Here is a 22,434-nt window from a genome sequence, read left to right on the forward strand (position 1 = left end):
TCACGAGGTGTGTGGGGACTGGTGTTCAGCGGTGCATCGCGGTGACGAGCGCGTCGACGACCGCGTCGGCCTGCTCGTGGTTCAGCCGCGGGTCGCACAGCGACCGGTAGGCGCGGCCGAGCTGGCTCTCGTCGACCACGCCCGCGCCGACGCACTCGGTGACGTCGTCCGCGGCGATCTCCAGGTGCAGGCCCGCCGGCTCCCGGCCGTGGCTGCGCAGCACCTCGACGAAGGTGGTCAACTCGCCCACGATGGTGTCCAGGTGGCGGGTCTTGACCCCACCGGCACCGCGGACGGTGTTGCCGTGCATGGCGTCGCACATCCAGGCGACCGGGTGCCCGGCGTCGGCCACCGCCCGCACCAGGGCCGGCAGGTGGTCGGCGATCCGCCGGTGGCCCATCCGGCTGATCAGGGTGAGCCGGCCGGGCCGGCGGTGCGGGTCGAGCAGGGCGCAGATCCGCAGCACCTCGTCGACCGTGGCGCTGGGACCGACCTTGACCGCGACCGGGTTGCCCAGCCCCGCCAGGAAGTTCAGGTGGGCACCGTCCACCGCGCGGGTGCGCTCACCCACCCAGGGCAGGTGCGTCGAGCGCAGGAACCACTCGCCGGTGGCCTCGTCGAGGCGGGTCAGCGCCTGCTCGTACTCGAGGATCAGCACCTCGTGGCTGGTCCGTACGCCGCCGCCGGCCGCCGCCAGTTCCGCCACCACCTGCCGGGCGGTGTAGTAGCAGGACAGCAGCCGGTACGGGTCGGCCTGGCGGGCGGCGGCGGTGGCCTCCGGCTCGTTGACCATCAGCCCACGGAACACCGGCAGCAGTTGGCCGTCGACCGCTTCGAAGGGCTCCGAGCGGGGCTTGGCGAACTGGCCGGCGAGCCGCCCCACGCCGATGGTCGGGCGGCGCAGCTCACGGGCCAGGCGCTCGCCGAGGGCCGTGATGGCCCGGTGCTTGGCCCGTGCCGAGGTGGTGGCGGCCATGCCGAGCGGCTCGGCGCAGTCGCCGGCCTGGAGCACGAACGCCTCTCCCGCGCCGGCGCGGGCGATGTCCTCCCTCAGTCGCCTGATCTCCGCGACCTCGGTCAACGCGGGCAGGCCGGACAGGTAGTCGGCGACAGCGTCGAGTTCGTCCCGGTCCGGCCAGGTCGGCTGCTGCGCGATGGGCAGCGTACGCCAACCGGCGGGGCTCCAGCTGTCGATGGCAGGCGCCTCGGGGCGCCGTACGAGAAGCCGTGGTGATGGCATGAAGTCTCTCCCCCTGTATTCTTCGGGGCGGCCCGGTCACCGAAGAAGGCGCCGCGATCCGGTACGGACCGTATAGGCGCAAGAGACGATTGGCACAGGGCCATGTTTGCCATCTCGCTAGTACCACTGGGATTGGCACCTGACTATTTGGCCACATGGACCTTTGGCCCCGGGGGAACGACTTATACGCTCTTCCTCAATGCCGCCCGGCCGTTCGAATGCGAACGACCGGTAAACTGCTCGACAACCGTCGTCAGGCGGGTCACGCCGGAGAGGATCTTCTCGGGCGGGGTGGCCGCGTAACCGAGGACCAGGCCCCGGCCGATCCCTTCGAGTTCGTCGCCGAACGACGACAGCGGATAGACCCGCAACCGCGCCTCCCGGCCCAGCCGGGCCAGCCGTTGCTCGTCGGCGGTGTCCGGCAGGCTGGCGACCAGATGGGTGCCCCGTGGTGCGGTGTCGATCGTGACGAACCCGTCGAGCCGGCCCCGCAGCGCGCCGACGAGAATGTCGCCGCGTTCCCGGTAGACGTCGCGCATTCGGCGCACGTGCCGGGCGAGGTGATTCGCCTCGATGAACTCCGCGAGCGCCGCCTGGGTGAGGATGTTGAGCGAGTTGACAGTCGCCCGCTGCACCTCGGTCACGATGTCGACCAGATCCGGGGGGACCACCAGATAGGCAAGGCACAGCCCGGGGAACAGCACCTTGCTGAAGGTCCCGACATAGATGACGCGCCCGTACTCGTCGCCCTGGTGCAGCGGCGGGCCGGGGTTCTCCGCCCAGAACTCGCCGTCGTAGTCGTCCTCGATGATCCAGGCGTCGTTGTCCCGGGCCCAGGCGAGCACCTCGGCCCGGCGGGCGGCGGACATCCGCACCGACAGGGGGAACTGGTTGTTGGGCGTCACCACCGCCATCCGCGCGTCCGGGTGGCGGGCCTTGCCCACGGCGACGCACATGCCCTCGGCGTCGACCGGGACGGGGCAGGTGTCCGCGCCGGCGGAGTGCAGGGCGCCCCGGATGGCCTGCAGGCCCGGGTCCTCGACCAGGACCTTCTCCCCCGGTTCGAGCAGGGTCAGGGCCATCACGTGCACGGCGATCTGGGCGCTCGGCTGGATGATCACCTGTTCCGGGGTGCACCGGACGCCCCGCATCAGCCCCAGCATGGCCGCGATGCCCTTACGCAGCGGCCAGTAGCCGGCCGGGTCGCGGTGCGTGTAGAGGGCGCTGGTGAGCTGGTGCGACTTGCTGAACATGATCTGGCCCCAGACCTTCGACGGGAAGAGGTCCAGGGCGGGCATGCCGAGGGTGAACGGCCGGTCCGGGTAGCGCAGTTGGTCGTGGGCCGGGGTGAAGTAGGCCGACGCCTCGGCCATCCGGCGGGCGGCCCGGGTGATCCGCAGGGGGGCCTTGGTGGCCGGGCGGGGCAGTTGGGACTCCATCTCCCGCACGCTCTGCCGGGTGGCCACCCGGGTGCCGGAGCCCACCCGACCGTCGAGGTAGCCCTCGGCGAGCAGCCGGTCGTAGGCCACCAGCACGGTGTTGCGGGAAACCCCCAACTCCTTGGCCAGGGTACGGGTGGCCGGCAGTCGGGTGCCCGGGGTGAGTTGACCCGCCTCGATGCTCCACCGTAACTGTTCGTACAACTGTTGGTAGAGCGGCGCCGATGAATGACGGTCGATGAGGAAACCGCTTCCCGGCAGCGCGGGAGACTCACGTGGCATGCATTTGTCCTTGCCCGATCGGGTGCGGCCGGGATTGCGTGTGCACCCGGCCGCGCTGACGATCCATCTCCCGACCGAGGCGGCTCAAGAAACGGAAGTGACCATGCCTACAACTTAGCTACTGACGGAAGCGCGACGGACCCGGCCGGTAGGACGATTCCTGACACAAGTTTGTCCAACTGGGCCGCGTTGTCCACGATGTACGGAAAGGTGGTGCTGGAGTCGACCGCCCGGTCCTCCGGCCGACGCGGCAGCGTCACCGGCATCGCGGCGTCCAGAATGGACCGTCCCGCCGGACGGGAGGTGGTGAGGTCGACGACGCCGCCCGCGGCCAGCGTCCGGTAGCTGGCCAGTTGACCGGTGAGGCTGCCGAGGCCACCCGCCGCGACCACCGGCCGGCGTTCCGGCTGCCGGACGGCGGAGTCCAGCGCGAACCCGGTCAGCCCCACCACCAGCGGCGAGCGGCCCGGGTCCAGATAGGCGATCTTGCAGACGTCGTCCTGGTCGGCGCAGATGTCCGGCCGGACGCTGGCCTTGGCCGGTTCGGTCAGGTCGACGCCGAGCACCCGGTAACGCGGACGCTCCCCGGTCAGCCGTTCGTGACACTGCAACACCGCCGCGCCCGTCGCGTCGGTCAGCACCACGTCCGGATCGCCCAGCAGGTCGGCCGACCAGGGGCTCGGCGTCTGGATCGGCGTCGAGATCACCACCGCGCCGACGATCAGCCCGGCGATCAGCGCGACCAGCCCCTCCGCGCTGCCCATGGTCAGGATGGCCAGCCGGGTCTGCGCGCCGTCACCCGGCTCGCCGATCCGGCCGGCCAGCGTCGCCGCCTGACGCAGCAGGTCGCCGTAGGTGATCGACGCCTCGCTCTGGTTGGGCAGCTGGAACCGCACCGCCTGGCCGGTGGCCCACCACCCGTCGGAGAGCAACTCCTCAAGCCAACGCATGATCCCTCGCTCCGGTCGTCACGACGCCCTTGGACGTCAACAGGAACAGCGACAGGTTGCCCTCGTGCGGAATGCCGGGCGTGCTGTCCCAGGGTAGGGTCAGCCCGCACGTGACCTTGCGGACGCTCGGATCGGCCACCACCGCGGCCCGCAGGTCGGCGTCGTCGGTCAGCAGGTTGAGCACCAGCGCGTCACCGAGGGCGGCGGTGCCGTCCGTACGCCGCCAGGGCGCCACCACGACGAACGGGAACGGCAGCTCCACGCCCACCGCCGGGTGCCGCAGGTCGTCCGTGGACAGCACGGTGGGCAGCGGCCGGTGCGACCCGTCCGGCAGCCGCACCAGCGGATCCGCGCCGGCCGCCGTGTGCACCACCGCCCCGCCCGTGGTCAGCCCGGCGAGCTGCCGGCGCAGGCCCTCGGCGCGGGCGGCGTCGACGACGGGCAGGGTGGCGTCGGACGCCGACACCTCAGGGCTGGCCAGCGCGTCGAAGCGGGCGGCGAGCGCGGCGGCGACCTGCCGGGGGTCACCGGTGGTCAGCACCAGGGAGATGTTGTTGCACCGGGTTCCGCCGTCGTGTGCCGCGCTCACGGTGAGATGGTCGAGGACCTCGTCGGTCAGCGGCCTGTCGAGCAGGACCCGGCTGCGTCCGGGCCCCCGGGTGGTGACCGTCGCGCTGTCGGCCCACCGCCGTACGGCGTCGCTGCCGCCGTACACGATGCCCCGGTCGGCGGCCTCCAGGAGGTACTCCCCCACCGCGCGCTCGCACGGCAGGAAGGAGATCCGGTGCTCCGCCAGGCCGGCGGCGAGCAGGGCGAGGGTCAACCGGCGGGCGGTGAAGGGCTCCCGGGTGCCGGGGCGCACCAGCACGCTGTAGCCCAGCGCCAACGCGTGCAGCCACGAGTCGTTGGGGGCCGGGTGGTTGCTGGCCATCACGGCGGTGAAGAGCCGACCGGCAGGCACCCAGGCCGTGTCGTAGCCGTCGCCGAGCCGGGTGCCGGGCAGCTCGGCCCGGGTGGTGGCGGGCAGGTGGGTGAGGCTGCGCACGATGTCGGCCACGGCGTTGCGGACGGTCACCCGGGGCAGGCCGGCGGCGAGCGCGACCCGCCGCTCGTACTCCTGCGGGGTCTCCCCGTCGAGGTCGGCGGTGGCGAACAGGTCGGCGGCCCGCAGCAGCAGGTCGTGCCCGACCGGCGTGCCGTCGGCCGAGCGCCGGGCCCGGGTCACCGCCCCGACGGCCATCAGCCGGGGCGCCGTTCCCACCTCGCCCAGCAGCTCGCCCCGGACGTCGGCGAGCGGGGCCCGGTCGAGGCTGCGCGCCGGCCGGCCGCAGACGATCGGCTCCACCACGATGCCGGCCACTCAGTACACCCCCTCGATCACCCGGACGTCGCCCACCTCGGCCACGGTGCCGACCTCGGCCAGGCCGTCGACGGTGGCGTCGCCGACGGGCTCCACCCGGACGGCGGTGTCCCGCTCGATGACGTTGGGCAGGAACATCTCGTCGCTGACCAGACTCAGCCGGACCCGGCCACGCTGACCGTAGTCGACCACCGCGCCGTCGTCGTCGACCACGTCGATCCAGACCGCCTCGGCGTACGGCTCGAACACGCACAGGTGCCGGTCGTCGGGGTGCCGGGGCCGCTGCGGGGCCACCCCCATCAGGGTGTTGCCGTAGATGCCCACGATCGTGGTGTCCGGGAAGAACACCTCCTCCACCTGACGCAGGCTCTCCGGACTGAACGAGGTGCCGGCCCAGATGATCGTCTCGACCGTCCGCTCGACGGCCGCGTGCAGCTCCGGGTCGGCGCAGATCGCCTCGATCAGCGGGGGCGTCGTGCTGAGCACCTTGACCGGTTGCGACCGCAGCACCTCGGCCGCCTGGTCCAGCAGGTGCCGCACGTACCGCTTGACCGTGTCGGCCTCCCCCGCCGCCACCAGCTTCTTGACCCAGCGCGGGTCGAAGTCGACGGTGTGGAACAGGCCGTTGCCCAGGGCGGCGTAGCGGGCGCAGTCGTAGGCGAAGACGTGCGGCCCGCTCGGGCCGAGGTGCAGCCAGTGCGCCGGGTCGGCGATGTGGTGCGCCCGCAGCCGCTGCATCGCCCAGGACAGCAGCCGACGCCGGTAGTCCCGGTCGACGATGCGCTTGGGCGCGCCGCTGGTCCCGCCCGACTCGTACACCCGGAAGCCGGTGCCGGTCAGGCCGCGCGGGATCAGGTCACCGACCGGGACGTGCCGCAACTGGTCGGTGAGATCCGGGAACCGCACCAGGTCGGCGGCCCCGTCGATGTCGCGTAGCGGATCGAAGTCGAGCAGCCCGCGCTGGCGCAGCCAGAACGGCGAGCCGGTCTGAGGGTCGAAGTGCCATCGCAGCAGCCGCCGGAGCCGCTCGTCGAAGGTCTCGACGCGGCTCGACGCCACCGCCGCCGTGGTCATCGTGTTCATGCTCGCTCCTCGCCGATCGTCTGGTGGACTGGTCCCGGACCGCCTCAGTGGGCGGCGACCGCGGGCTCCGGGTAGGACATCGACAGCCCGATCTCGCGGGTGGCCGCAAGCTCCTGCGACACCTCGGCCAGCTTCTCGCCGACGCGCTGCACGGAGTCCACGCCGAGCGGGAGCCGGAACGGCGGCTGCGGGTTGCGGCCGAGGTCGATGATGGCCGCCGCCGCCCGCGCGGGGTCGCCGGCCTGCGCGTGGTTGTGCCCGACCGACCAGGCGCGGACCCGCCCGGAGGTCTCGGCGTACTCCGGGAACTCGCGGCCGGCGAAGCGCAGCGACGACGGGTCGAGGAAGTCGGTCCGGAACAGGCCGGGCTCCACCAGGCACACCTGGACGCCGACCGGCTCCAGTTCCACCCGCAGCGCCTCGCTGAGCCCCTCCACCGCGAACTTCGTCGCCGCGTAGACGCCCCAGCCCATCTTGGCGCTGAAGCCGAGGACCGAGCTGATGTTGATGATCCGGCCCCGGCGCTGCCGCCGCAGCACGGGCAGCACGCTGCGGGTGACGTTCAACAGGCCGAACACGTTGGTGTCGAACACCGCCCGGGTCTCGGCGTCGGTGGCCTCCTCGACGGCCCCGAGCAGGCCCCGGCCGGCGTTGTTGACCAGCACGTCGATGCCGCCGAAGCTCTCCACCGCGGCGAGCACCGCCCGGTCGGCCTGGGACTGGTCGGTGACGTCGAGCGGGACCACGAGCAGCTGGTCGGGGTAGGACAGCTCGGCCAGGCTGCTGGTGTTGCGCGCCGTGGCGACGACCTGCTCGCCACGCTCCAGCAACTGCCTGACGATCTCCAGGCCGAAGCCCCGCGAGGCGCCGGTGACGAACCAGACGGACATGCTTCTTCCCTCCTGTGGCACGGGCCGACGGGTCGTCGGCCGGCGGTGTGGTCAGATGGTGTGGGCGGCCTTGCGCGCGTCCTCGCGGGCGCGGTCGAGGTCCGCGGCCAGGGAACGGGTGAAGTCGGTGGGCCGCAGCGCGACCTCGATCACCGGGTCGACGCCGATGGTGCGCAGCCAGTAGTTGAGGTACGCCGACTGGAAGTCGACGCCGAACTCCGGCGGGCACCCGGGGGTGTAGACGCCGCTGGTGTAGACGACACAGGCCCGGCGGCCGGTGAGCAGGCCCCGGTAACCGTGTCGCGGATCGAGGCGGAACGTCAGCCCCGGTTGGGTGACGATATCGATGAAGTGCTTGAGCAGGTAGGGGATTCCGAAGTTCCACATCGGCACGGAAAACAGATAGTGGTCAGCATCGGTGAAGCGCCGCACGAGTTCCTGGGTCTGTTGCCACGACATCGCCTCATCGGCGGAGCCGGTGGTGCCGGAGATGGCGTTTTTCTTGGCCGCCACCGCGACCGCCCCCACCGGGGGCAGGGTGGTCGCGGAAAGGTCCAGCACGTCGAGTGCCGCCTGCGGGTGGCACTCGAGGAATGCGTCGACAAACGCCTCGGCGACGGCGGCCGAGCGGCTTCGCGGGCCGGTCGGAGTGGCCTTGACATGCAGCAGTCTGGTCACCTCTCGGCCCGCCCCCGCTGGCTGCCGGACAGGGCCGCCCCGGCCCGACCGCAATGACCGCCGAAGGCTGACGAACGTGTCATGGTTGCACTCTCTGTGTCGCCGGAGGGACGGAACGTCAGGAAGGCTAACCCACGGGTTGCGGGGCAACCAGAGCCATTTTTTGCCCACGGACAGTGCCACTGGACAAGCCACTGTCCAGCACTTATGTCTCAAAGTGAGCACACCGTCACGACAGGTGACCGAATGGCCTCGAAAAGGTCACCTTATAGACGCCCATCATCGGAACCGATCGCTGGAATGCACCATTTCGCGTTAACCACCCGGTGTCGGCAACCTGACCGGCCAGTTACGAGTCGGCTTTCCGCATTTAACCCTGTGACCGCGCGGAGAGCCGGCCGTAAACGGCGGTGGCACGCCCACCTGTCACGTTTCCCGCCAACCCCCGCGCACCAGGACCTGGCCGGTAAATGGCACCCCTGATCCGTCGGACATGGACATGTCGGGCGACGGAATCCGCTGCTACGGTCGGTGATCCGCGCGGCCCCGCATTAACGGCGCCGGCCCCGGACCAGCCCTCTCCCGCTCAGATCCGGAGATCTCATGAAGTCCGTAGCCACCCCGGCCGAACTCACCGTGGCAATCGTGATGGCCGACATCGCCCTCGTCCTGCTGGTAGCCCACCTGTTCGGCGGAATCGCCAGACGGCTCGGGCAGCCCGTGGTGATCGGCGAGATCGTCGCCGGCATCGCACTGGGCCCCAGCCTGCTCGGTCTGCTCCCCGGCGACCTGACCGCCCTGCTCTTTCCCGCCGCCGCCCGGCCGTACCTGTCGGCCATCTCGCAGGTCGGCCTCCTGCTGTTCATGTTCCTGATCGGGTGGGAGTTCGACAGGCGCATGGTCTCCCGGCGCAAGAGCCTCACCCTGTCGGTGTCGGTGTGCTCCATCGCCCTCGCCTTTGCCCTCGGCGTCGGCCTGGCCAACCTCATCTACCCTCGGCACGCCACGATCGCCGGCAAACCCGTGCCGTTCCTGGCGTTCGCCCTCTTCCTCGGTGCCGCCATGGCCATCACGGCGTTCCCCGTCCTGGCCCGCATCCTGCGCGACCGCCGCCTCACCCACACCCAGGTCGGCGTGCTGGCACTGGCCAGCGCCGCCATCGACGACGTGCTGGCCTGGTGCATCCTGGCGGTGGTCGCCGCGGTCGCCACCGCCCGCGACGCCACCGACCTCGCCCAGGTGGTCCTCATGTCCGCCGGGTACATCGCGGTGATGGCCTTCGCCGTCCGCCCCGGTCTGGCCGCCCTGATCCGCCGGGTGGGCCCCAACACCTACCAACTCGCGGCCATCACCGCCGCCGGCGTCTTCCTGTCCTCCTACGCGACCACCTGGATCGGCATCCACGCCATCTTCGGGGCCTTCGCGTTCGGGTTCGTCATGCCCCGCCAGCCCGCGGAGGCGCTGATCAAGCACGTCCGGGTGCCCTTCGAGAACATCGGCCTGGTCCTGCTGCCGGTCTTCTTCATCGTCACCGGGCTGAGCGTCGACATCGCCGCGCTGACCCTGACCAACGTGCTCGAACTGACGGCGATCATCCTGGTCGCCTGCGTCGGCAAGATGGCCGGGGCCACCCTGCCCGCACGCGCCTTCGGCCTGCCCTGGCCCCAGGCACGTCGGCTGGGCATCCTCATGAACACCCGGGGGCTCACCGAGCTGATCGTGCTCAACATCGGTGTCTCCCTCGGCGTCCTCGACGGACAGATGTTCACCATGATGGTCATCATGGCCCTGGTGACCACCGCGATGGCCGGACCGCTGCTGGCCACCCGGGCCGCGTCGAGCGACGAGACGCCCGTGCTCGCCGCCGAGCCCGTGCCGGTCGGCCGCTGAACACCGTGGGGCCGGTCCCGGCGGTACGCCGTGGCGTACCGCCGGGACCGGCCCCACGGGTCAGTCCAGCGCGTGCCGCTGCCAGAGCTGGTGCACCTGCGCCTCGGCGGCGGCCGGCACCCCGGTGCCCGAGCTGAACACGTAGTCCCAGGCGACCCCGGACGCCTCCGTCTTCAACACCTCCGGCGCGATCCGCTCCGCCACCGGCAGCAGCCCGTCCCACGCCACGTCCACGTAGTTCGTCGTCACCGACGGGTCGCGGTCGTGCGGGCCGGGATAGGGGGCGCGGGTCACCACGGCGTGCCCGACCAGCCCCCGCCGGCGGCCCTGCATCAACAGCCAGGCGTCCGCGCCGACCGGGATGTTCACCCGCCGGCCCACCGTCCACGACCCGGCCAGGGTGCGCTGCGGACAGACCCCCGCCGTCAGCGCCTCGTAGCTCGGCGTCCACCCGTTCCACCGCTGCGGGTTCCAGCCCAGGATGATCGCGGCCACCCCGGTCACCGTCCCGGGATCCGGGCGGACGCGCCGTCGTACCGCGCGACCAGCCGCTTCGGCGCCGCCCGCCGCCAGCCCTCCACCACCAGCTCCCGGATCTCGTCCGGGTCGGCCGAGGCGAGCTGGGCGCGGACCCAGCCGTACCTGCCGAAGTAGTCCGCCGGGTCGTAGGTGTCCGGGTCGGCCGCCATCAGCTCGGCCTGGTCCTCCTTGGAGGCCCGGATGATCGCCACCACGCCGTCGGCGGAGGTGCTGGCGAAGATGCGGTCGCGCACCCGGAACGTGGGGTGACCCCACGTCTCCTGTTCCACCGCCTCCGGCATCGCGAGGGCGAACTCGCGTACCTGCTCGGGTGTCAGCATTGTCGGTTCCCTCCGGGTCAGCGGGCACGACGCCCGCGGCGGGGCGCACCGCCCATTAGACGGTCGACGCCGGGTGCCGTCCGGGCGGACGCGCCGGCCGGCACCCGGGCCGGACGGCGTCCAGCAGCGTGCCACGGCACGGCGGCGCGGAAAACGGCCACTTGACGTCGCCCGACGGGGCCAATCGCCGCCGTCCGGGAACGGACCCGGCGGGCGGCGGAGTGGTTCCGGACCGGACGACGATGTGGCACTGGCCGCCCCCGACGGCCGGCCATACCTTCAGGCCACCCATCCTGCTCGATACGTTCGGGAGTCAAGCCATGACCGGAATCAACCGCAGGACATTCCTCGGCATCACCGCCGGCCTCGGCGTCGCCGGCCTCACCGGCTGCGGCAGCAGCCTCGGCGCCACCGCCGCCAGCGGCGGCGACAGCGACACCGTCAAGGTGGGCCTCGTCATCCCCCAGGCCGGGGTCTACACCCCGCTGGGCGTGGACATCCAGCGGGGCTGGGACCTCTGGCTGCGCCAGCACGACGGGCGGCTGGGCGGTCGCCGGGTCACCACCGTCGTCGCCGACGAGGGCGAGGGCCCGCAGACCGGCGTGCCGGCGGTGCAGAAGCTGCTCCAGAACGACCGGGTCGACGTGCTGGTCGGCATCGTCAGTTCGGCCACCGCGCTCGGCGTCCGGGACCTGGTCACCAGCGCCCGCCGGCTGCTGGTCATCGCCAACGCGGGCGCCGGGGCGATCACCGGCACCAACCGCAGCCCCTACATCTGGCGTACCTCGTTCACCAACGCCCAGGTCGCCGCCGCGATGGGACGGCACCTGGCCGCCAGCGGCGTACGCCGGGTCTACGCCATCGCCCCCGACTACGTCGCCGGCACCGAGGCGATCACGGGGTTCAGCGACGCCTACCGGGCCGGTGGGGGCACCATCGTCGGCCAGAGTCAGCCGCCGTTCGGCAAGACCCAGGACTACCAGCCGTTCCTCAGCCGCATCCAGTCCTCCGGCGCCCAGGGCACCTTCTGCTTCTTCGGCGGGGCCGAGTCGGTGGCCTTCGTCAAGCAGTACGCCCAGTTCGGGCTCTCCCGCACCATCCCGCTGTACGCCTCCGGGTTCCTCGTCGAGGGCGGGGTGCTCACCGCGCAGGGCGCGGCGGCCGACGGGGTGCTGTCGACGCTGCACTACACCTCCGAACTGGACAACCCCGCCAACACCGCGTTCGGGCAGGCGTTCCGCACCGCCTACGACGCCGCCCCCACCGTCTACGCGGTGCAGGCGTGGGACGCCGCCGAGGTGCTCTCCCGCGCCATCGCGCAGGCCGGGGCCGTCAACGGCGACAGCCTCGCCGGGGCGCTCGGCTCCGCCGGCGTCATCACCGACAGCCCGCGCGGCCCGTGGTCGTTCGTGGAGCAGTCGCCCCGGCAGAACTTCTACCTGCGCCGGGTGCAGACCCGGGCCGGCGCACCGGTCAACGGCGTGGTCGAGGACCTCGGTCCGCTCGACCCGCGGGCCTGACCGGGCCAGCGGACGGAGCATCACGATGCCCACCGCGCAGATCGCGCTGACCGCGATGGTGAACGGGCTGGCCATCGGGCTGCTGCTGTTCATCACCGCCGCCGGCCTGTCCCTGATCTTCGGCATGATGGACGTGCTGAACCTCGCCCACGGGGCGCTGTTCCTCACCGGCGCCTACCTGGCCTGGTGGATCGGCGGTGAGCAGCAGACCTGGCCGTCGCTGGGCCGGGCGGTCGTCGCCGTCGTCGTGTTCGGGGCCGCCGCCGGTGGCCTGCTGTCCCTGCTGACCGCGCCGCTGTCCCGCCGCTCCCACCTCGAACAGGCGCTGCTCACCCTCGGCATCGCCCTGGTGGCCGCCGACGTCCTGTCCGCGCTGTTCGGCGACGACGTCCGCGCCACCGAACCACCGGCCGGCCTGGCCGGCACCGTGACCGTCGCCGGCTGGAGCTATCCCAGCTACCGGCTCGCCCTGGTCGGGGTCGCCGCCCTGCTCGCCGCCGGCGTGTACTGGACCGTGGAGCGCACGTCGCTCGGCGCGCTGTTCCGCGCCACCGTCGGCGACCGGGACATGGTCGCCGCCGTCGGGGTGGACCCGCGCCTGGTCCGGGGCGGCGTGTTCGTGCTGGGTTCGGTGCTGGCCACCCTCGCCGGGCTGCTCGGCGCACCCATCTACCACGCCCGTCCGGGGCTGGACACCACCATCCTGGTGCTCGCCCTGGTGGTCGTGGTGGTCGGCGGGCTCGGCTCCATCCGGGGGCCGCTGATCGCCGCGCTGCTGTTCGGCCAGGTCGAGTCCGTCGGCCGGGCGGTGCTGCCCGGCCTGGCCTCCTTCCTGCTCTTCGGCACGCTCGCGGCGGTGCTCGTCGTCCGGCCGCGCGGCCTGTTCACCCTCGCTCCGGGAGGACGACGATGACATCCCTGGCCCCGGCCCACCCGGCCGCCCGCCCCCGGCTGCGTCCCGCCGTCCGGAACGCGACAGGCGTGGCCGCCGGCACCCTGCTGCTGGCCGCCGCCCCGCTCTACCTCGCCCCGTACGCGACGACGACGCTGACCCGCATCCTCGTCTTCGGGTTGCTCGCGGCGAGCCTCAACCTGCTGGTCGGCGTCGTCGGGCTGCCGTCGCTCGGGCACGCCGCGTTCTTCGGCGTCGGCGCGTACGCGGCGGCCTGGAGCGCCCTGCACGTGACGTCGGGCGTGCCGGCGCTCCTGGTCGGGATGGCCGCCGCGGCCCTGGTGGCGCTGGTCGCCGGGGCGGTCGCCGTCCGGGCGGGTGGGGTCTTCTTCCTGATGCTGACCCTGGCGGTCGGGGAACTGACCCAGCAGGCGGCCGACAGCTGGGAGTCGGTCACCGGCGGCTCCAACGGCCTGTACGGCGTACCGGCGCCGACGCTGTCGGGCCTGGTCCTCGACCAGCCCGCGACGACCTACTGGTACGTGCTGGCCTTCTTCCTCGTCGGGCTGCTCGCCCTGCGCCTGGCGGCCACCTCCGCCACCGGCGTGGTGCTGCGGGGCATCCGCGACAGCGAGGACCGGATGCGGGCGCTGGGGTACCGGACCACCCTGGTCAAGCTCGGGGCGTTCGTCTTCGCCGGTGCCGTCGCCGGACTGGCCGGCGGGCTCCTCGCCGCCCAGCAGCGGCTGGTCACCCCGGCCGACGCCGGCTTCGAGACCTCCGCGCTCGCCCTGCTGGCCGTGGTGATCGGTGGCACCGGCTCCTGGTGGGGGCCCTGCCTCGGCGCGGCCCTGGTCATCGTCGTCCGGGACTCGCTGGGCGCGACCCTCGACGGGCACGGCCCGCTGGCCCTGGGGCTGCTGTTCGTCCTCGTCGTCTACCTGCTGCCCACGGGGATCGCCCGCATCCGGCTGAGGAGGGCCGCGTCATGATCGACGTACTCCGCTGCCACGACGTGCACCACCGGTACGGCGCGCTGAGCGTGCTGCGGGGGGTGCGGTTGACGGTGGCCGCCGGGGAGCGGCACGCGCTCATCGGCCCCAACGGCGCCGGCAAGAGCACCCTGCTCAAGCTGATCGCCGGCGAGGAACGCCCCTCCGACGGCACCGTCCACTACCGGGGCCGCGACGTCACCCGGGAGCCGGTCCACCGGCGGGCCCGCGCGGGCATCGGGCGCAGCTTCCAGCACTCGACCCTGCTGGGGTCGCTCACCGTCGCAGAGAACGTGGGCCTGGCGCTGACCGGTGGCCGGGTGCTGGCCCGGCACACCGACCGGCACCGCCGCGCCGAGGTGGCCGCCGCGCTCGCCCCGGTCGGCCTGGACGACCAGGCGGACGTGCCGGTGGCGGCGCTGTCGTACAGCCAGTGCCGGCGGTTGGAGATCGCGGTGGCGCTCGCGGCGAAGCCGCAGCTGCTGCTGCTGGACGAGCCGGCGGCCGGCATGTCCGGCGAGGAACGGGGTGGGCTGGTGGAGCTGCTGCGCGGCGTGCCGCCCACCGTGACGATCGTGTTCGTCGAGCACGACCTGGACGTCGTCTTCGACGTCGCGACCCGGGTCAGCGTCCTGCACCTCGGCACCGTGCTGCACAGCGGCACGCCCGAGCAGGTACGGCGCAGCCCCGAGGTGCAGCAGGCGTACCTCGGCGGCCGGATGGAGGAGGTGCACGGTGGACCTGCTGGTGCGTGAGTTGTCCGCCGGCTACGGGCAGGGGCAGGTGCTGCACGGGCTGGATCTCGACCTGTCCGCCGGGCGGGCGTTGGCCCTGCTGGGCCGCAACGGGGTCGGCAAGACCACCCTCGTGTCCACCCTCGCCGGGCTGCTGCGACCCTCCGGCGGCCGGGTGCTGCTGGACGGGCGGGACGTCACCGGCTGGCGGGCCGACCGGCTCGCCCGCGCCGGGGTGGCACTGGTGCCACAGGGGCGGCGGGTGTGGCCGACGCTGACGGTGCACGAGCATCTGGCGCTGGCCACCCGGCACGGCGGTCGGACCTGGCCGACCGAGCGGGTCTACGAGCTGTTCCCCCGCCTGGCGCAGCGGCGACGGCACCTCGCCGGCCAGCTGTCCGGTGGGGAGCAGCAGATGCTCGTCATCGGCCGGGCCCTGGCCACCGACCCGCGGCTGGTTCTCATGGACGAGCCGTCCGAGGGGTTGGCGCCGATCGTCGTCGACCAGGTGGCCGAGGCGCTGCGGGTGGTGGTGCGGGAGGGGCTGACGCTGCTGCTCGTGGAGCACGACCTGCACCTCGCCCTCGGGGTGACCGAGGAGGCGGCGGTGATGGTCCGGGGCCGGATCGTCCACCGGTGCCCCACCCCCGACCTGCGCGGGGATCTGCCGACGATGCAGCGGTTGCTGGGCGTCGCGGCGTGAGGACACGACCGGCTGGGGCCCCACCGTCGCCGACGGTGGAGCCCCAGCCGCAGCGGGTTCAGCCGTCCACGGCCAGGTGGCAGCCCACCAGGTGGTCGTCGACCATCCCGGTCGACTGCATCAGGGCGTACGCGCCGACCGGGCCGATGAACCGGAACCCGCGCCGCTTCAGCTCCCGCGCCATCGCCGTCGACTCGGGCGTGCGGGCCGGGACCTCCGACGTGGAGCGGGGGCGGGGCCGGACGGTGTCCGGCGCGTACGACCACAGCAGGGCGTCGAGGCCGCCGGCCAGCGCGACGACGAGCCGGGCGTTGTCGATGGTCGCCTCGATCTTGGCCCGGTTGCGCACGATGCCGTCGGTGGCGAGCAGCCGGTCCACGTCGGCGTCGTCGTAGCCGGCGACCGTCTGCGGGTCGAAGCCGGCGAAGGCCGACCGGAAGGCGTCCCGCTTGTGCAGGATCGTCGACCACGACAACCCCGCCTGGAACGCCTCCAGGGCCAGGTGTTCGAAGAGCGGGGCGTCACCGTGCACGGGACGCCCCCACTCGTCGTCGTGGTACGCGACGTAGACGGGGGTGCCGGTGCACCAACCGCAGCGCGGCACGCCGTCGGGGCCGGTGCTGATCTGCATGTCGTCTCCTGTCCTGCGGCGGTGGTCAGCCGATGGGGATGCCGGGGCGCTGCGGCAACCGCTGCCACAGCAGCCGCAGCCCGGCGGTGTGCCGGTCGTCGATCCGCACGAGGAACGTCTCCTCCAACTCCCGACGCCACTGGTCGAAGGTGGTCAGCTCCCGCCGGTGCACGCCGTCGCCGTCGATGCGGGTCAGCAGGCGGTCGACGAGCGACCACACCACCTCACCCGGACCCCGGTTGGTGACGATGAACCGGCGGACGAAGGTGGAGGTCGGCGCGGTCGAGAGCAGCTGGTGGGCGGCGACGAAGTCCTGCGGCCGGGCCGGCCGGTCCTCCCAGTCCAGCACGGTGAACGACCCGCGGGGATCGTGGGTGAACCGCCACCCCCACGCCGCCTCGGCGAAGGCGAAGGTCAGCGGCGGGTGCCGGACCACGCCGGGACGCAACGGCACCGGGCCGAGCAGCCCGTCGCCGAGCCCGACGTCGACGAACCAGCGCCGGCCGTCCAGCAGCACGGTCATGGTCAGGTGGTTGGCGAGGTGCACGCCGTCGGGCAGGGCGGGCGCCTTCTTCACCTGGCCCCGGTGCAGGGTCACGTCGAACCCCAGCGCGGCCAGCAGGGCGGCGAACGCGCCGTTGAGGTGGAAGCAGTAGCCGGCGTCGCCGTCGGCCAGCCGCGCGGCGTTGCCGGCCGGGTCGACGTCGGTGGGCAGCCCCACCTGGATGTCGAGATTGTGGTACGGCACCCGCCGGACGTGACGCTCGTGCAACCGGACCAGCGTCGCCAGGTTCACCCTGGGCCGGCCGGGCTCGTCCAGGCGGGCGAGGTAGCGGCGGACCACCTCGTCACCGATCCTGGGCACAGACGGCTCCTGCATGTCGGGACGGTCACCTTCTCTGGGAAAAACGCCGGGGCGGTGCCATCGGTGGAGATGGCACCGCCCCGACCTGTCGTCAGCGGGTCTGCGGGCCACTCGTGCGGCTGCGCTTGAGCTCGTAGAACCCGGGCGTCTGGGCGACCAGGAGGAAGCCGTCCCAGAGCCGGGCGGCGTCCTCGCCCCGCGGGGCGGGGGTGACCACCGGGCCGAACAGCGCCACCGGATCGCCGCCGGGCACGTGCACGTGGATCGTCGGGGTGCCGACGTCCAGCCCGACCGGCTGCATCCCCGCCTGGTGGCTCTTGCGCACCGCGTCGTCGAGCCCGGCGTCGTCCGCCGCGTCGGCCAGCTCACCGGGCAGCCCGCACTCGGTGAGCGCCGCCTTGTACAGGGCCGGCCCGTACGACTGGCCCTTGACGTGCCGGCGGGTGCCCATGGCGTCGTAGAGCGACCGGACGGCGTCCGGCCCGTGCTGCTGCTCGGCCGCCATCAGCACCCGCACCGGCCGCCGCCACGGTCCGATGTTGCGCTGGTAGAACGCGTCGATGTCGGCACGTCCCTCGTTGAGGGCGGACAGGCTCATGATCTTGAACCGTACCTCGATCGGGCGCTGCCGCTCGGCGTCGAGCAGCCACCGGGACGTCAGCCACGCCCACGGGCAGACCGGGTCGACGAACATGTCCACCAGGATTCGGTTCACTTCGGGCACCGTCGTACATCCTTCGGTTGATTCATCGGAAAGCCGGACCCACCAGGCCGGCACTGAGGGTCGCCCCGTCGGCGGGGTCGATGAGCAGCAGCGACCCGGTGCCCCGGATGAGGCGGTACGGGTCCGCGGCGATCGGCTCGTCGAGGTCCAGCACCACGGTCGCGATGTCGTTGACCGCCAGCGGGTCGGAGTCCGGGGTGTGCTCCAGGGTGGCCAGGTCGAGGCGGTCGACGATCGACGTCACCGTCGCATCGACCACCCGGGTCTGGTGCTGGACGAGGACCCGGGCGCCCTCGGCGAGCCGACGCTCGGCGACGTGGCACAGCGTCGCGGTGACCTGCCGGGTCGTCGTCGGGATCCGGTCCGCCGCGACGATCATGTCGCCGCGTCCGACCTCGCCCTCACCGTCGAGCTTCACGCTGACCGACATGCCGGCGCGGGCGTTCTCGATGGGCGTGCCGAGCCGCCCGATGGCGGTGACCACCGCCGGCCGGCCGGCGGGCGTGACCAGGACCTGCTGCCCCAGCCGGAGCTGGCCGGCGACGAGCTGACCGGCGAGCGACCCGTCGGGCAGGACGTACTGCACCGGCAGCCGGGCCGGCAGGGCGGTCAGGTCCTCGTCGAGGTCCACCCGCTCCAGGTGTTGCAGGAAGGTCGGCCCGGTGTACCAGGGCATCTCGGTCGAGGCGTCGACCACGTTGTCGCCGCGCAGCGCCGACAACGGGATGGACCGCACGTCGGGGACCCCGAGCGAACCCGCCAGCCGGCGGAACTCGTCGTCGATCTCGGCGAACCGGTCCTCGGCGAAGCCGACCAGGTCCATCTTGTTGACCGCCAGCACCACGTGCGGGGTGCGCAGCAGCGCGGCCACCGCCGTGTGCCGCCGGGTCTGGGTCACCACGCCGTGCCGGGCGTCGACCAGGATCACGGCCAGGTGCGCGGTGGACGCGCCGGTGACCATGTTCCGGGTGTACTGCACGTGCCCAGGGGTGTCGGCCAGGATGAACCGCCTGTTGCCGGTGGCGAAGTAGCGGTAGGCGACGTCGATGGTGATGCCCTGTTCGCGTTCGGCCCGGAGCCCGTCGGTCAGCAGGGCGAGGTCGGCCTGGCCGTAGCCACGGGCGCGGCTGGCGGACTCGACCGCCTCCAACTGGTCGGCCAGCACCGACTTGGAGTCGTAGAGCAGCCGGCCCACCAGGGTGGACTTTCCGTCGTCGACACTGCCCGCGGTGGCGAGCCGCAGCAGCTCGCCGTCGCGCGTGGTGTCGATGCTGAGTGTGGTCACTAGAAGTACCCCTCCCGCTTGCGGTCCTCCATGGCGGTGTCGGACATCCGGTCGTCGGCCCGGCTCGAACCGCGCTCGGTGATCCGGGACAGACTGATCTCGGCGATCACCTCGTCGATGGTCGCGGCCCCGGACTCCAGGGCGCCCGTGCAGGACATGTCCCCGACGGTGCGGTAGCGCACCGTGCGTTCCTGCACCTGCTCGTCGCGGCGCGGACCGCCCCACTCCCCCGGCGCCAGCCACATCCCGTTGCGTAGGAAGACCTGACGCCGGTGGGCGAAGTAGATGGCCGGCAGGGGGATCTCCTCCCGGGCGATGTAGTGCCACACGTCGAGCTCGGTCCAGTTCGACAGCGGGAAGACCCGCACGTGCCCGCCCGGATCGTGCCGGCCGTTGTACAGGTTCCACAGCTCGGGGCGCTGCTGGCGGGGGTCCCACTGGCCGAACTCGTCGCGCAGCGAGAACACCCGCTCCTTGGCCCGGGCCTTCTCCTCGTCGCGCCGCCCGCCGCCGAACACGGCGTCGAAGCGGTGCTGGGTGATGGCGTCGAGCAGCGGGACGGTCTGCAACGGGTTACGGCTGCCGTCGGGCCGTTCGGTGAGCCGGCCGTCGTCGATGTAGTCCTGCACGTGCGCCACCCGCAGCGTGAGCTGGTGCTCCGCCACGACCTTGTCGCGGTACTCGATCACCTCGGGAAAGTTGTGCCCGGTGTCGACGTGCAGCACGGGGAAGGGCAGCTGGCCCGGCAGGAACGCCTTGCGGGCCAGGTGGAGCATCACGGCGGAGTCCTTGCCGCCGCTGAACAGCAGGACGGGACGCTCCAGCGTGCCCGCCACCTCACGGATGATGTGCACCGCCTCGGCCTCAAGGACGTCGAGGTAGGACATCCGCAGGTCGGATGAGGTTTCGGATGCGGTCGAAGTGAACGCCATGGCGTTGTCTCCCCACAGGTGTCGGCCGGTCGGGCCGGTCAGGTCGAGGAGCCCGGCCGCACGTACCCGGCGGTACGCAGCTCGGGCGGGTAGACGATCGGCACGGTGGAGATGTCCTGGTCGATCTCCTGGTACTGCTGGAGCACCACCGGGGGTGGGCTGTGGTGCCAGTGGGTCTCGCCCCGGGTGAAGCTGACCGGGCCGCGCCAGGTGTCGAAGGTGCCCTTCTCCAGCGCGTCGATCAGTTCCGCCCGGCCGACCCGGTCCGCCTGCCGCAGGGCCTGCGCGATGATCGTGATGTCGGTGAAGGCGTTGAGCGCGGTGTCCGGCGGCATCGTGCCGTACGTGTCGCGGTAGCGGTCCACGAACCACCTGCCGATCGGGGTCAGCCCCGACCAGTTCGGGCTGAACTGGGTGGCCGGCCACACCAGGTGCAGGCCGTGCGCGCCGAGCGCCTTCCAGTAGTCAGGCGCCCGCAGCGGCCACTGGAACGGCGCCAGCATGGGCACCTGCGGCAGCAGCCCGATCTCCGCCGCCTGCTGCACGATGAGGTGGTTGGTGCGCACCACCCCGACGTTGATCACCACGTCCGGCCCCCACTGCTGGATCTCGCGCAGCTGGGGACGCAGGTCCGTCGTCGACTCCTGGTCGAACTCCACGCAGTACAGCTCCATGGGTTCCTCGGCCGCCTGCAACTCGGCGGTGAGCAGCGCGGCGGCGCTGCGCCCGAAGACCGTGTCGGCGTGGATCAGGCCGACCCGCCGGAAACCCTGGTCGGCGGCGAACCGGATCAGCACCGGGGCGCGTTCGGCCATCGAGGTGAACGTGCGGAAGACCGCCCGGCGCTTCTGCGCGGTGACCCCGGGGTGGGCGTTCTCGATGAACAGCGGCACCCCGATCCGGTCGGCGAGGTCGGCGACCTCCTCGGTGTAGCGCAGGTGCCAGGGCCCCAGGACGGCCAACGCCTGGTCGACGATCGCGACCTTCGCCAGCGCGCCGACCGCCGAGCGGGGCATCGTGCCGCCGTCGAGGGCGACGGTCTCCTGGTCGTCGCGGACGACGAAGTCGAACTGGAGGCCGTCGCGGATGCCGCCGTGGTCGCGGACGTACTCCGCGCCGATCAGGGCGCCGCGTGCGGTGAGCGTGCCGGCCGTCGGGTCGCCCGGCAGGGACAGCGGGGTCACGATGCCGACGGTGACCGTGGGAGCGCCGTCCACCGTACGGGCGAACGCGCGGACCTGCTCGGTGATCGTCGCCAACACCGTGGGCTCCGACGTGGTGCTCACGCCCGTCCTCCGATCTGGTACTTCGTCAGGTACGCGGAGAAGCGCTCGTCCAGCTCGTCGGCGTCCAGGCCGTAGTCCTCGGCCCGGTAGACGTGCTTGCCGAGCTTGTCCTTGCGGTTCGCGGCGAGGTAGTCGCGGAACGCCTTCTCGACCTGGCCGTCCCAGCGGGCACCGAGGAAGTCGCAGATCTCGGCCATCACCGCGATCGGGTCGGCCATCAGCCGCTGGTAGTCGACGTTGAGCACCGGGGTGCCGCTGAGCTGCTCCTGCTCGGCCCGCGCGTACAGGTCGAGCATCTGGGCGAAGCGCTCGGTCCAGAGCCTACCCAGCGCGAGGCGGTCCACCCGGTCGGCGCGCGCGAGTCGGATGATCTCGGTGAGGCTGCAGGTGGAGGGGATGGTGACGCTCGGGGCGCGGTGCATGTAGATCAGCCGGCCGTCCGGGTAGGTGCGGGCGAGCGCGTCGGCCCGCCACAGGTGGAACGGGTCCTTGAGGACCAGTGTGTCGGTGGGCACCCGCCAGACGATGTGCTGCATCAGGTAGCGGTGGTAGTCGTAGGCGTCGTACTGGTCCTGGGTCCGGAGCCACTCGCCGTAGCTGGGCACCGTGTAGCGCAGCTCGTACGCCATCGTCTTGAACGTGGGGGCGGTCAGCCGGTGGTCCTCGTCGGGGCGGTGCGGCTCCCACAGGTGCACCGGCTTCAGCGCCGGCGCGACGGTGTAGTAGTCGACGCAGAAGTTCTCCGCGGCCTGCACGAGCGCCTGCCGGGTCGCCTCGTCGCGGTCGTCGGTCGCCGGGGCCATCAGCTCCCACAGGTCGGGGGCGCGCAGGTCCGGGTGCTGGCCGAGCAGGTTGTGCATCAGCGTGGTGCCGCTGCGGGTCATGCCCGTGACGAACACCGGCTGGTGGATCTCGACCGAGGCGATCTCCGGGTTCTTCACCCGGGCCCGGTGCGCGGCGGCCTGGGTGGCGAGCGCGGCGACCAGGGCACCCCGGACCGACCGGCGACCGGCCTCGTTCAGGCCGCCCTCGGTGTCCAACGCCCGCAGCAGCCGGTCGAGGGCGTCGAGGTGCGCGAACTCGAAGTCCGGGACTCCCGCCCTCGCTCGGGCGGCCTCGACGAACTCGTCCACCCGGTAGGTGTCCTGAGTGGGTTCGATGACGGCGGTCACGGCGTACTCCCCTCTGTCTGGCTGGA

22 protein-coding genes are annotated in these 22,434 nt (G+C 72.3%); 6 read left to right on the top strand and 16 right to left on the bottom strand.

The window, feature by feature from the left end:
• Positions 1–25: 25 nt before the first annotated feature.
• The 7 genes from Q2K16_RS07790 to Q2K16_RS07820 all read right to left on the bottom strand — a co-directional run bounded on the left by Q2K16_RS07790 (position 26) and on the right by Q2K16_RS07820 (position 7,922).
• Positions 26–1,240 (bottom strand): 3-deoxy-7-phosphoheptulonate synthase, encoded by a 1,215-nt coding sequence (locus Q2K16_RS07790; protein ID WP_302744423.1) that lies wholly within the window; start codon positions 1,238–1,240, stop codon positions 26–28.
• 182 nt (positions 1,241–1,422) lie between these two features.
• The gene (gene pdxR / locus Q2K16_RS07795) at positions 1,423–2,961 is read right to left on the bottom strand and encodes a MocR-like pyridoxine biosynthesis transcription factor PdxR (RefSeq protein ID WP_302744424.1); all 1,539 of its coding nucleotides are present in this window, start codon (positions 2,959–2,961) and stop codon (positions 1,423–1,425) included.
• Positions 2,962–3,068: 107 nt separating this feature from the next.
• Positions 3,069–3,911 carry an acyl-CoA synthetase family protein gene (locus tag Q2K16_RS07800; RefSeq protein WP_302744425.1) on the bottom strand — a complete coding sequence of 281 codons (843 nt, stop codon included), beginning with the start codon at positions 3,909–3,911 and terminating at the stop codon, positions 3,069–3,071.
• The gene (locus tag Q2K16_RS07805) at positions 3,898–5,271 is read right to left on the bottom strand and encodes an aldehyde dehydrogenase family protein (protein WP_302744426.1); all 1,374 of its coding nucleotides are present in this window, start codon (positions 5,269–5,271) and stop codon (positions 3,898–3,900) included. The genes Q2K16_RS07800 and Q2K16_RS07805 overlap by 14 nt, the downstream gene beginning before the upstream one ends.
• Positions 5,272–6,354, bottom strand: coding sequence for a hypothetical protein (locus Q2K16_RS07810; protein ID WP_302744427.1), 1,083 nt, complete (start codon positions 6,352–6,354; stop codon positions 5,272–5,274).
• A 44-nt stretch (positions 6,355–6,398) separates the two neighbouring features.
• Positions 6,399–7,244 (bottom strand): SDR family NAD(P)-dependent oxidoreductase, encoded by an 846-nt coding sequence (locus tag Q2K16_RS07815; protein WP_302744429.1) that lies wholly within the window; start codon positions 7,242–7,244, stop codon positions 6,399–6,401.
• Between the two features lie 51 nt (positions 7,245–7,295).
• Positions 7,296–7,922 (bottom strand): FMN-dependent NADH-azoreductase, encoded by a 627-nt coding sequence (locus tag Q2K16_RS07820; protein ID WP_302744430.1) that lies wholly within the window; start codon positions 7,920–7,922, stop codon positions 7,296–7,298.
• Positions 7,923–8,525: 603 nt separating this feature from the next.
• On the opposite strand from Q2K16_RS07820, the gene Q2K16_RS07825 reads away from it, so the two are divergent.
• Positions 8,526–9,812 (top strand): cation:proton antiporter domain-containing protein, encoded by a 1,287-nt coding sequence (locus Q2K16_RS07825; protein ID WP_302744431.1) that lies wholly within the window; start codon positions 8,526–8,528, stop codon positions 9,810–9,812.
• A 60-nt stretch (positions 9,813–9,872) separates the two neighbouring features.
• On the opposite strand, the gene Q2K16_RS07830 is transcribed toward Q2K16_RS07825, so the two are convergent.
• Both Q2K16_RS07830 and Q2K16_RS07835 read right to left on the bottom strand, forming a co-directional pair.
• Positions 9,873–10,307 carry a hypothetical protein gene (locus tag Q2K16_RS07830; RefSeq protein WP_302744432.1) on the bottom strand — a complete coding sequence of 145 codons (435 nt, stop codon included), beginning with the start codon at positions 10,305–10,307 and terminating at the stop codon, positions 9,873–9,875.
• A gap of 5 nt (positions 10,308–10,312) precedes the next feature.
• Positions 10,313–10,672, bottom strand: a complete 360-nt coding sequence (locus tag Q2K16_RS07835; RefSeq protein WP_302744434.1) for an MmcQ/YjbR family DNA-binding protein — start codon at positions 10,670–10,672, stop codon at positions 10,313–10,315.
• Positions 10,673–10,992: 320 nt separating this feature from the next.
• On the opposite strand from Q2K16_RS07835, the gene Q2K16_RS07840 reads away from it, so the two are divergent.
• Genes Q2K16_RS07840 through Q2K16_RS07860 form a run of 5 tightly spaced genes read left to right on the top strand, consistent with a single transcriptional unit; the run spans position 10,993 to position 15,513 of the window.
• Complete coding sequence (locus Q2K16_RS07840) at positions 10,993–12,192, top strand: ABC transporter substrate-binding protein (protein WP_302744437.1); 1,200 nt, start codon at positions 10,993–10,995, stop codon at positions 12,190–12,192.
• A 25-nt stretch (positions 12,193–12,217) separates the two neighbouring features.
• Positions 12,218–13,105 (top strand): branched-chain amino acid ABC transporter permease, encoded by an 888-nt coding sequence (locus Q2K16_RS07845; RefSeq protein WP_302744439.1) that lies wholly within the window; start codon positions 12,218–12,220, stop codon positions 13,103–13,105.
• The gene (locus Q2K16_RS07850; RefSeq protein WP_302744440.1) at positions 13,102–14,076 is read left to right on the top strand and encodes a branched-chain amino acid ABC transporter permease; all 975 of its coding nucleotides are present in this window, start codon (positions 13,102–13,104) and stop codon (positions 14,074–14,076) included. The genes Q2K16_RS07845 and Q2K16_RS07850 overlap by 4 nt, the downstream gene beginning before the upstream one ends.
• Positions 14,073–14,831 (top strand): ABC transporter ATP-binding protein, encoded by a 759-nt coding sequence (locus Q2K16_RS07855; protein ID WP_302744441.1) that lies wholly within the window; start codon positions 14,073–14,075, stop codon positions 14,829–14,831. Before Q2K16_RS07850 ends, Q2K16_RS07855 begins: the two co-directional genes overlap by 4 nt.
• Entirely contained in the window at positions 14,812–15,513 is a 702-nt protein-coding gene (locus tag Q2K16_RS07860) for an ABC transporter ATP-binding protein (protein ID WP_302744442.1), read from the top strand. The genes Q2K16_RS07855 and Q2K16_RS07860 overlap by 20 nt, the downstream gene beginning before the upstream one ends.
• 58 nt (positions 15,514–15,571) lie before the next feature.
• On the opposite strand, the gene Q2K16_RS07865 is transcribed toward Q2K16_RS07860, so the two are convergent.
• The 7 genes from Q2K16_RS07865 to Q2K16_RS07895 all read right to left on the bottom strand — a co-directional run bounded on the left by Q2K16_RS07865 (position 15,572) and on the right by Q2K16_RS07895 (position 22,408).
• Complete coding sequence (locus tag Q2K16_RS07865; protein WP_302744443.1) at positions 15,572–16,144, bottom strand: DNA-3-methyladenine glycosylase I; 573 nt, start codon at positions 16,142–16,144, stop codon at positions 15,572–15,574.
• A gap of 25 nt (positions 16,145–16,169) precedes the next feature.
• The gene (locus Q2K16_RS07870) at positions 16,170–17,024 is read right to left on the bottom strand and encodes an arylamine N-acetyltransferase family protein (protein WP_302744444.1); all 855 of its coding nucleotides are present in this window, start codon (positions 17,022–17,024) and stop codon (positions 16,170–16,172) included.
• 76 nt (positions 17,025–17,100) lie between these two features.
• A complete protein-coding gene (locus Q2K16_RS07875; RefSeq protein ID WP_302746401.1) occupies positions 17,101–17,703 on the bottom strand; it encodes a mycothiol-dependent nitroreductase Rv2466c family protein in 603 nt (200 codons plus the stop codon).
• Between the two features lie 52 nt (positions 17,704–17,755).
• Positions 17,756–19,018 carry a sulfate adenylyltransferase subunit 1 gene (locus tag Q2K16_RS07880; protein ID WP_302744445.1) on the bottom strand — a complete coding sequence of 421 codons (1,263 nt, stop codon included), beginning with the start codon at positions 19,016–19,018 and terminating at the stop codon, positions 17,756–17,758.
• Positions 19,018–19,950: a sulfate adenylyltransferase subunit CysD gene (gene cysD / locus Q2K16_RS07885; protein WP_302744447.1), complete on the bottom strand. Its 933-nt coding sequence runs from the start codon at positions 19,948–19,950 to the stop codon at positions 19,018–19,020. Before cysD ends, Q2K16_RS07880 begins: the two co-directional genes overlap by 1 nt.
• Positions 19,951–19,988: 38 nt before the next feature.
• Positions 19,989–21,236, bottom strand: coding sequence for an ABC transporter substrate-binding protein (locus Q2K16_RS07890; RefSeq protein WP_302744448.1), 1,248 nt, complete (start codon positions 21,234–21,236; stop codon positions 19,989–19,991).
• Positions 21,233–22,408, bottom strand: a complete 1,176-nt coding sequence (locus Q2K16_RS07895; protein WP_302744449.1) for a sulfotransferase family protein — start codon at positions 22,406–22,408, stop codon at positions 21,233–21,235. Before Q2K16_RS07895 ends, Q2K16_RS07890 begins: the two co-directional genes overlap by 4 nt.
• Positions 22,409–22,434 lie beyond the last annotated feature (26 nt).

The organism is Micromonospora cynarisoli (assembly GCF_030518815.1).
Classification (GTDB): domain Bacteria; phylum Actinomycetota; class Actinomycetes; order Mycobacteriales; family Micromonosporaceae; genus Micromonospora; species Micromonospora wenchangensis.

Excerpts from the sequence above, each read along its gene's own strand:
- Q2K16_RS07790 (WP_302744423.1), bottom strand. The coding sequence starts at position 1,240 with ATGCCATCACCACGGCTTCTCGTACGGCGCCCCGAGGCGCCTGCCATC.
- pdxR (WP_302744424.1), bottom strand. The coding sequence starts at position 2,961 with ATGCCACGTGAGTCTCCCGCGCTGCCGGGAAGCGGTTTCCTCATCGAC.
- Q2K16_RS07800 (WP_302744425.1), bottom strand. The coding sequence starts at position 3,911 with ATGCGTTGGCTTGAGGAGTTGCTCTCCGACGGGTGGTGGGCCACCGGC.
- Q2K16_RS07810 (WP_302744427.1), bottom strand. The coding sequence starts at position 6,354 with ATGAACACGATGACCACGGCGGCGGTGGCGTCGAGCCGCGTCGAGACC.
- Q2K16_RS07815 (WP_302744429.1), bottom strand. The coding sequence starts at position 7,244 with ATGTCCGTCTGGTTCGTCACCGGCGCCTCGCGGGGCTTCGGCCTGGAG.
- Q2K16_RS07825 (WP_302744431.1), top strand. The coding sequence starts at position 8,526 with ATGAAGTCCGTAGCCACCCCGGCCGAACTCACCGTGGCAATCGTGATG.
- Q2K16_RS07835 (WP_302744434.1), bottom strand. The coding sequence starts at position 10,672 with ATGCTGACACCCGAGCAGGTACGCGAGTTCGCCCTCGCGATGCCGGAG.
- Q2K16_RS07840 (WP_302744437.1), top strand. The coding sequence starts at position 10,993 with ATGACCGGAATCAACCGCAGGACATTCCTCGGCATCACCGCCGGCCTC.
- Q2K16_RS07845 (WP_302744439.1), top strand. The coding sequence starts at position 12,218 with ATGCCCACCGCGCAGATCGCGCTGACCGCGATGGTGAACGGGCTGGCC.
- Q2K16_RS07850 (WP_302744440.1), top strand. The coding sequence starts at position 13,102 with ATGACATCCCTGGCCCCGGCCCACCCGGCCGCCCGCCCCCGGCTGCGT.
- Q2K16_RS07855 (WP_302744441.1), top strand. The coding sequence starts at position 14,073 with ATGATCGACGTACTCCGCTGCCACGACGTGCACCACCGGTACGGCGCG.
- Q2K16_RS07865 (WP_302744443.1), bottom strand. The coding sequence starts at position 16,144 with ATGCAGATCAGCACCGGCCCCGACGGCGTGCCGCGCTGCGGTTGGTGC.
- Q2K16_RS07870 (WP_302744444.1), bottom strand. The coding sequence starts at position 17,024 with ATGCAGGAGCCGTCTGTGCCCAGGATCGGTGACGAGGTGGTCCGCCGC.
- Q2K16_RS07875 (WP_302746401.1), bottom strand. The coding sequence starts at position 17,703 with ATGTTCGTCGACCCGGTCTGCCCGTGGGCGTGGCTGACGTCCCGGTGG.
- cysD (WP_302744447.1), bottom strand. The coding sequence starts at position 19,950 with ATGGCGTTCACTTCGACCGCATCCGAAACCTCATCCGACCTGCGGATG.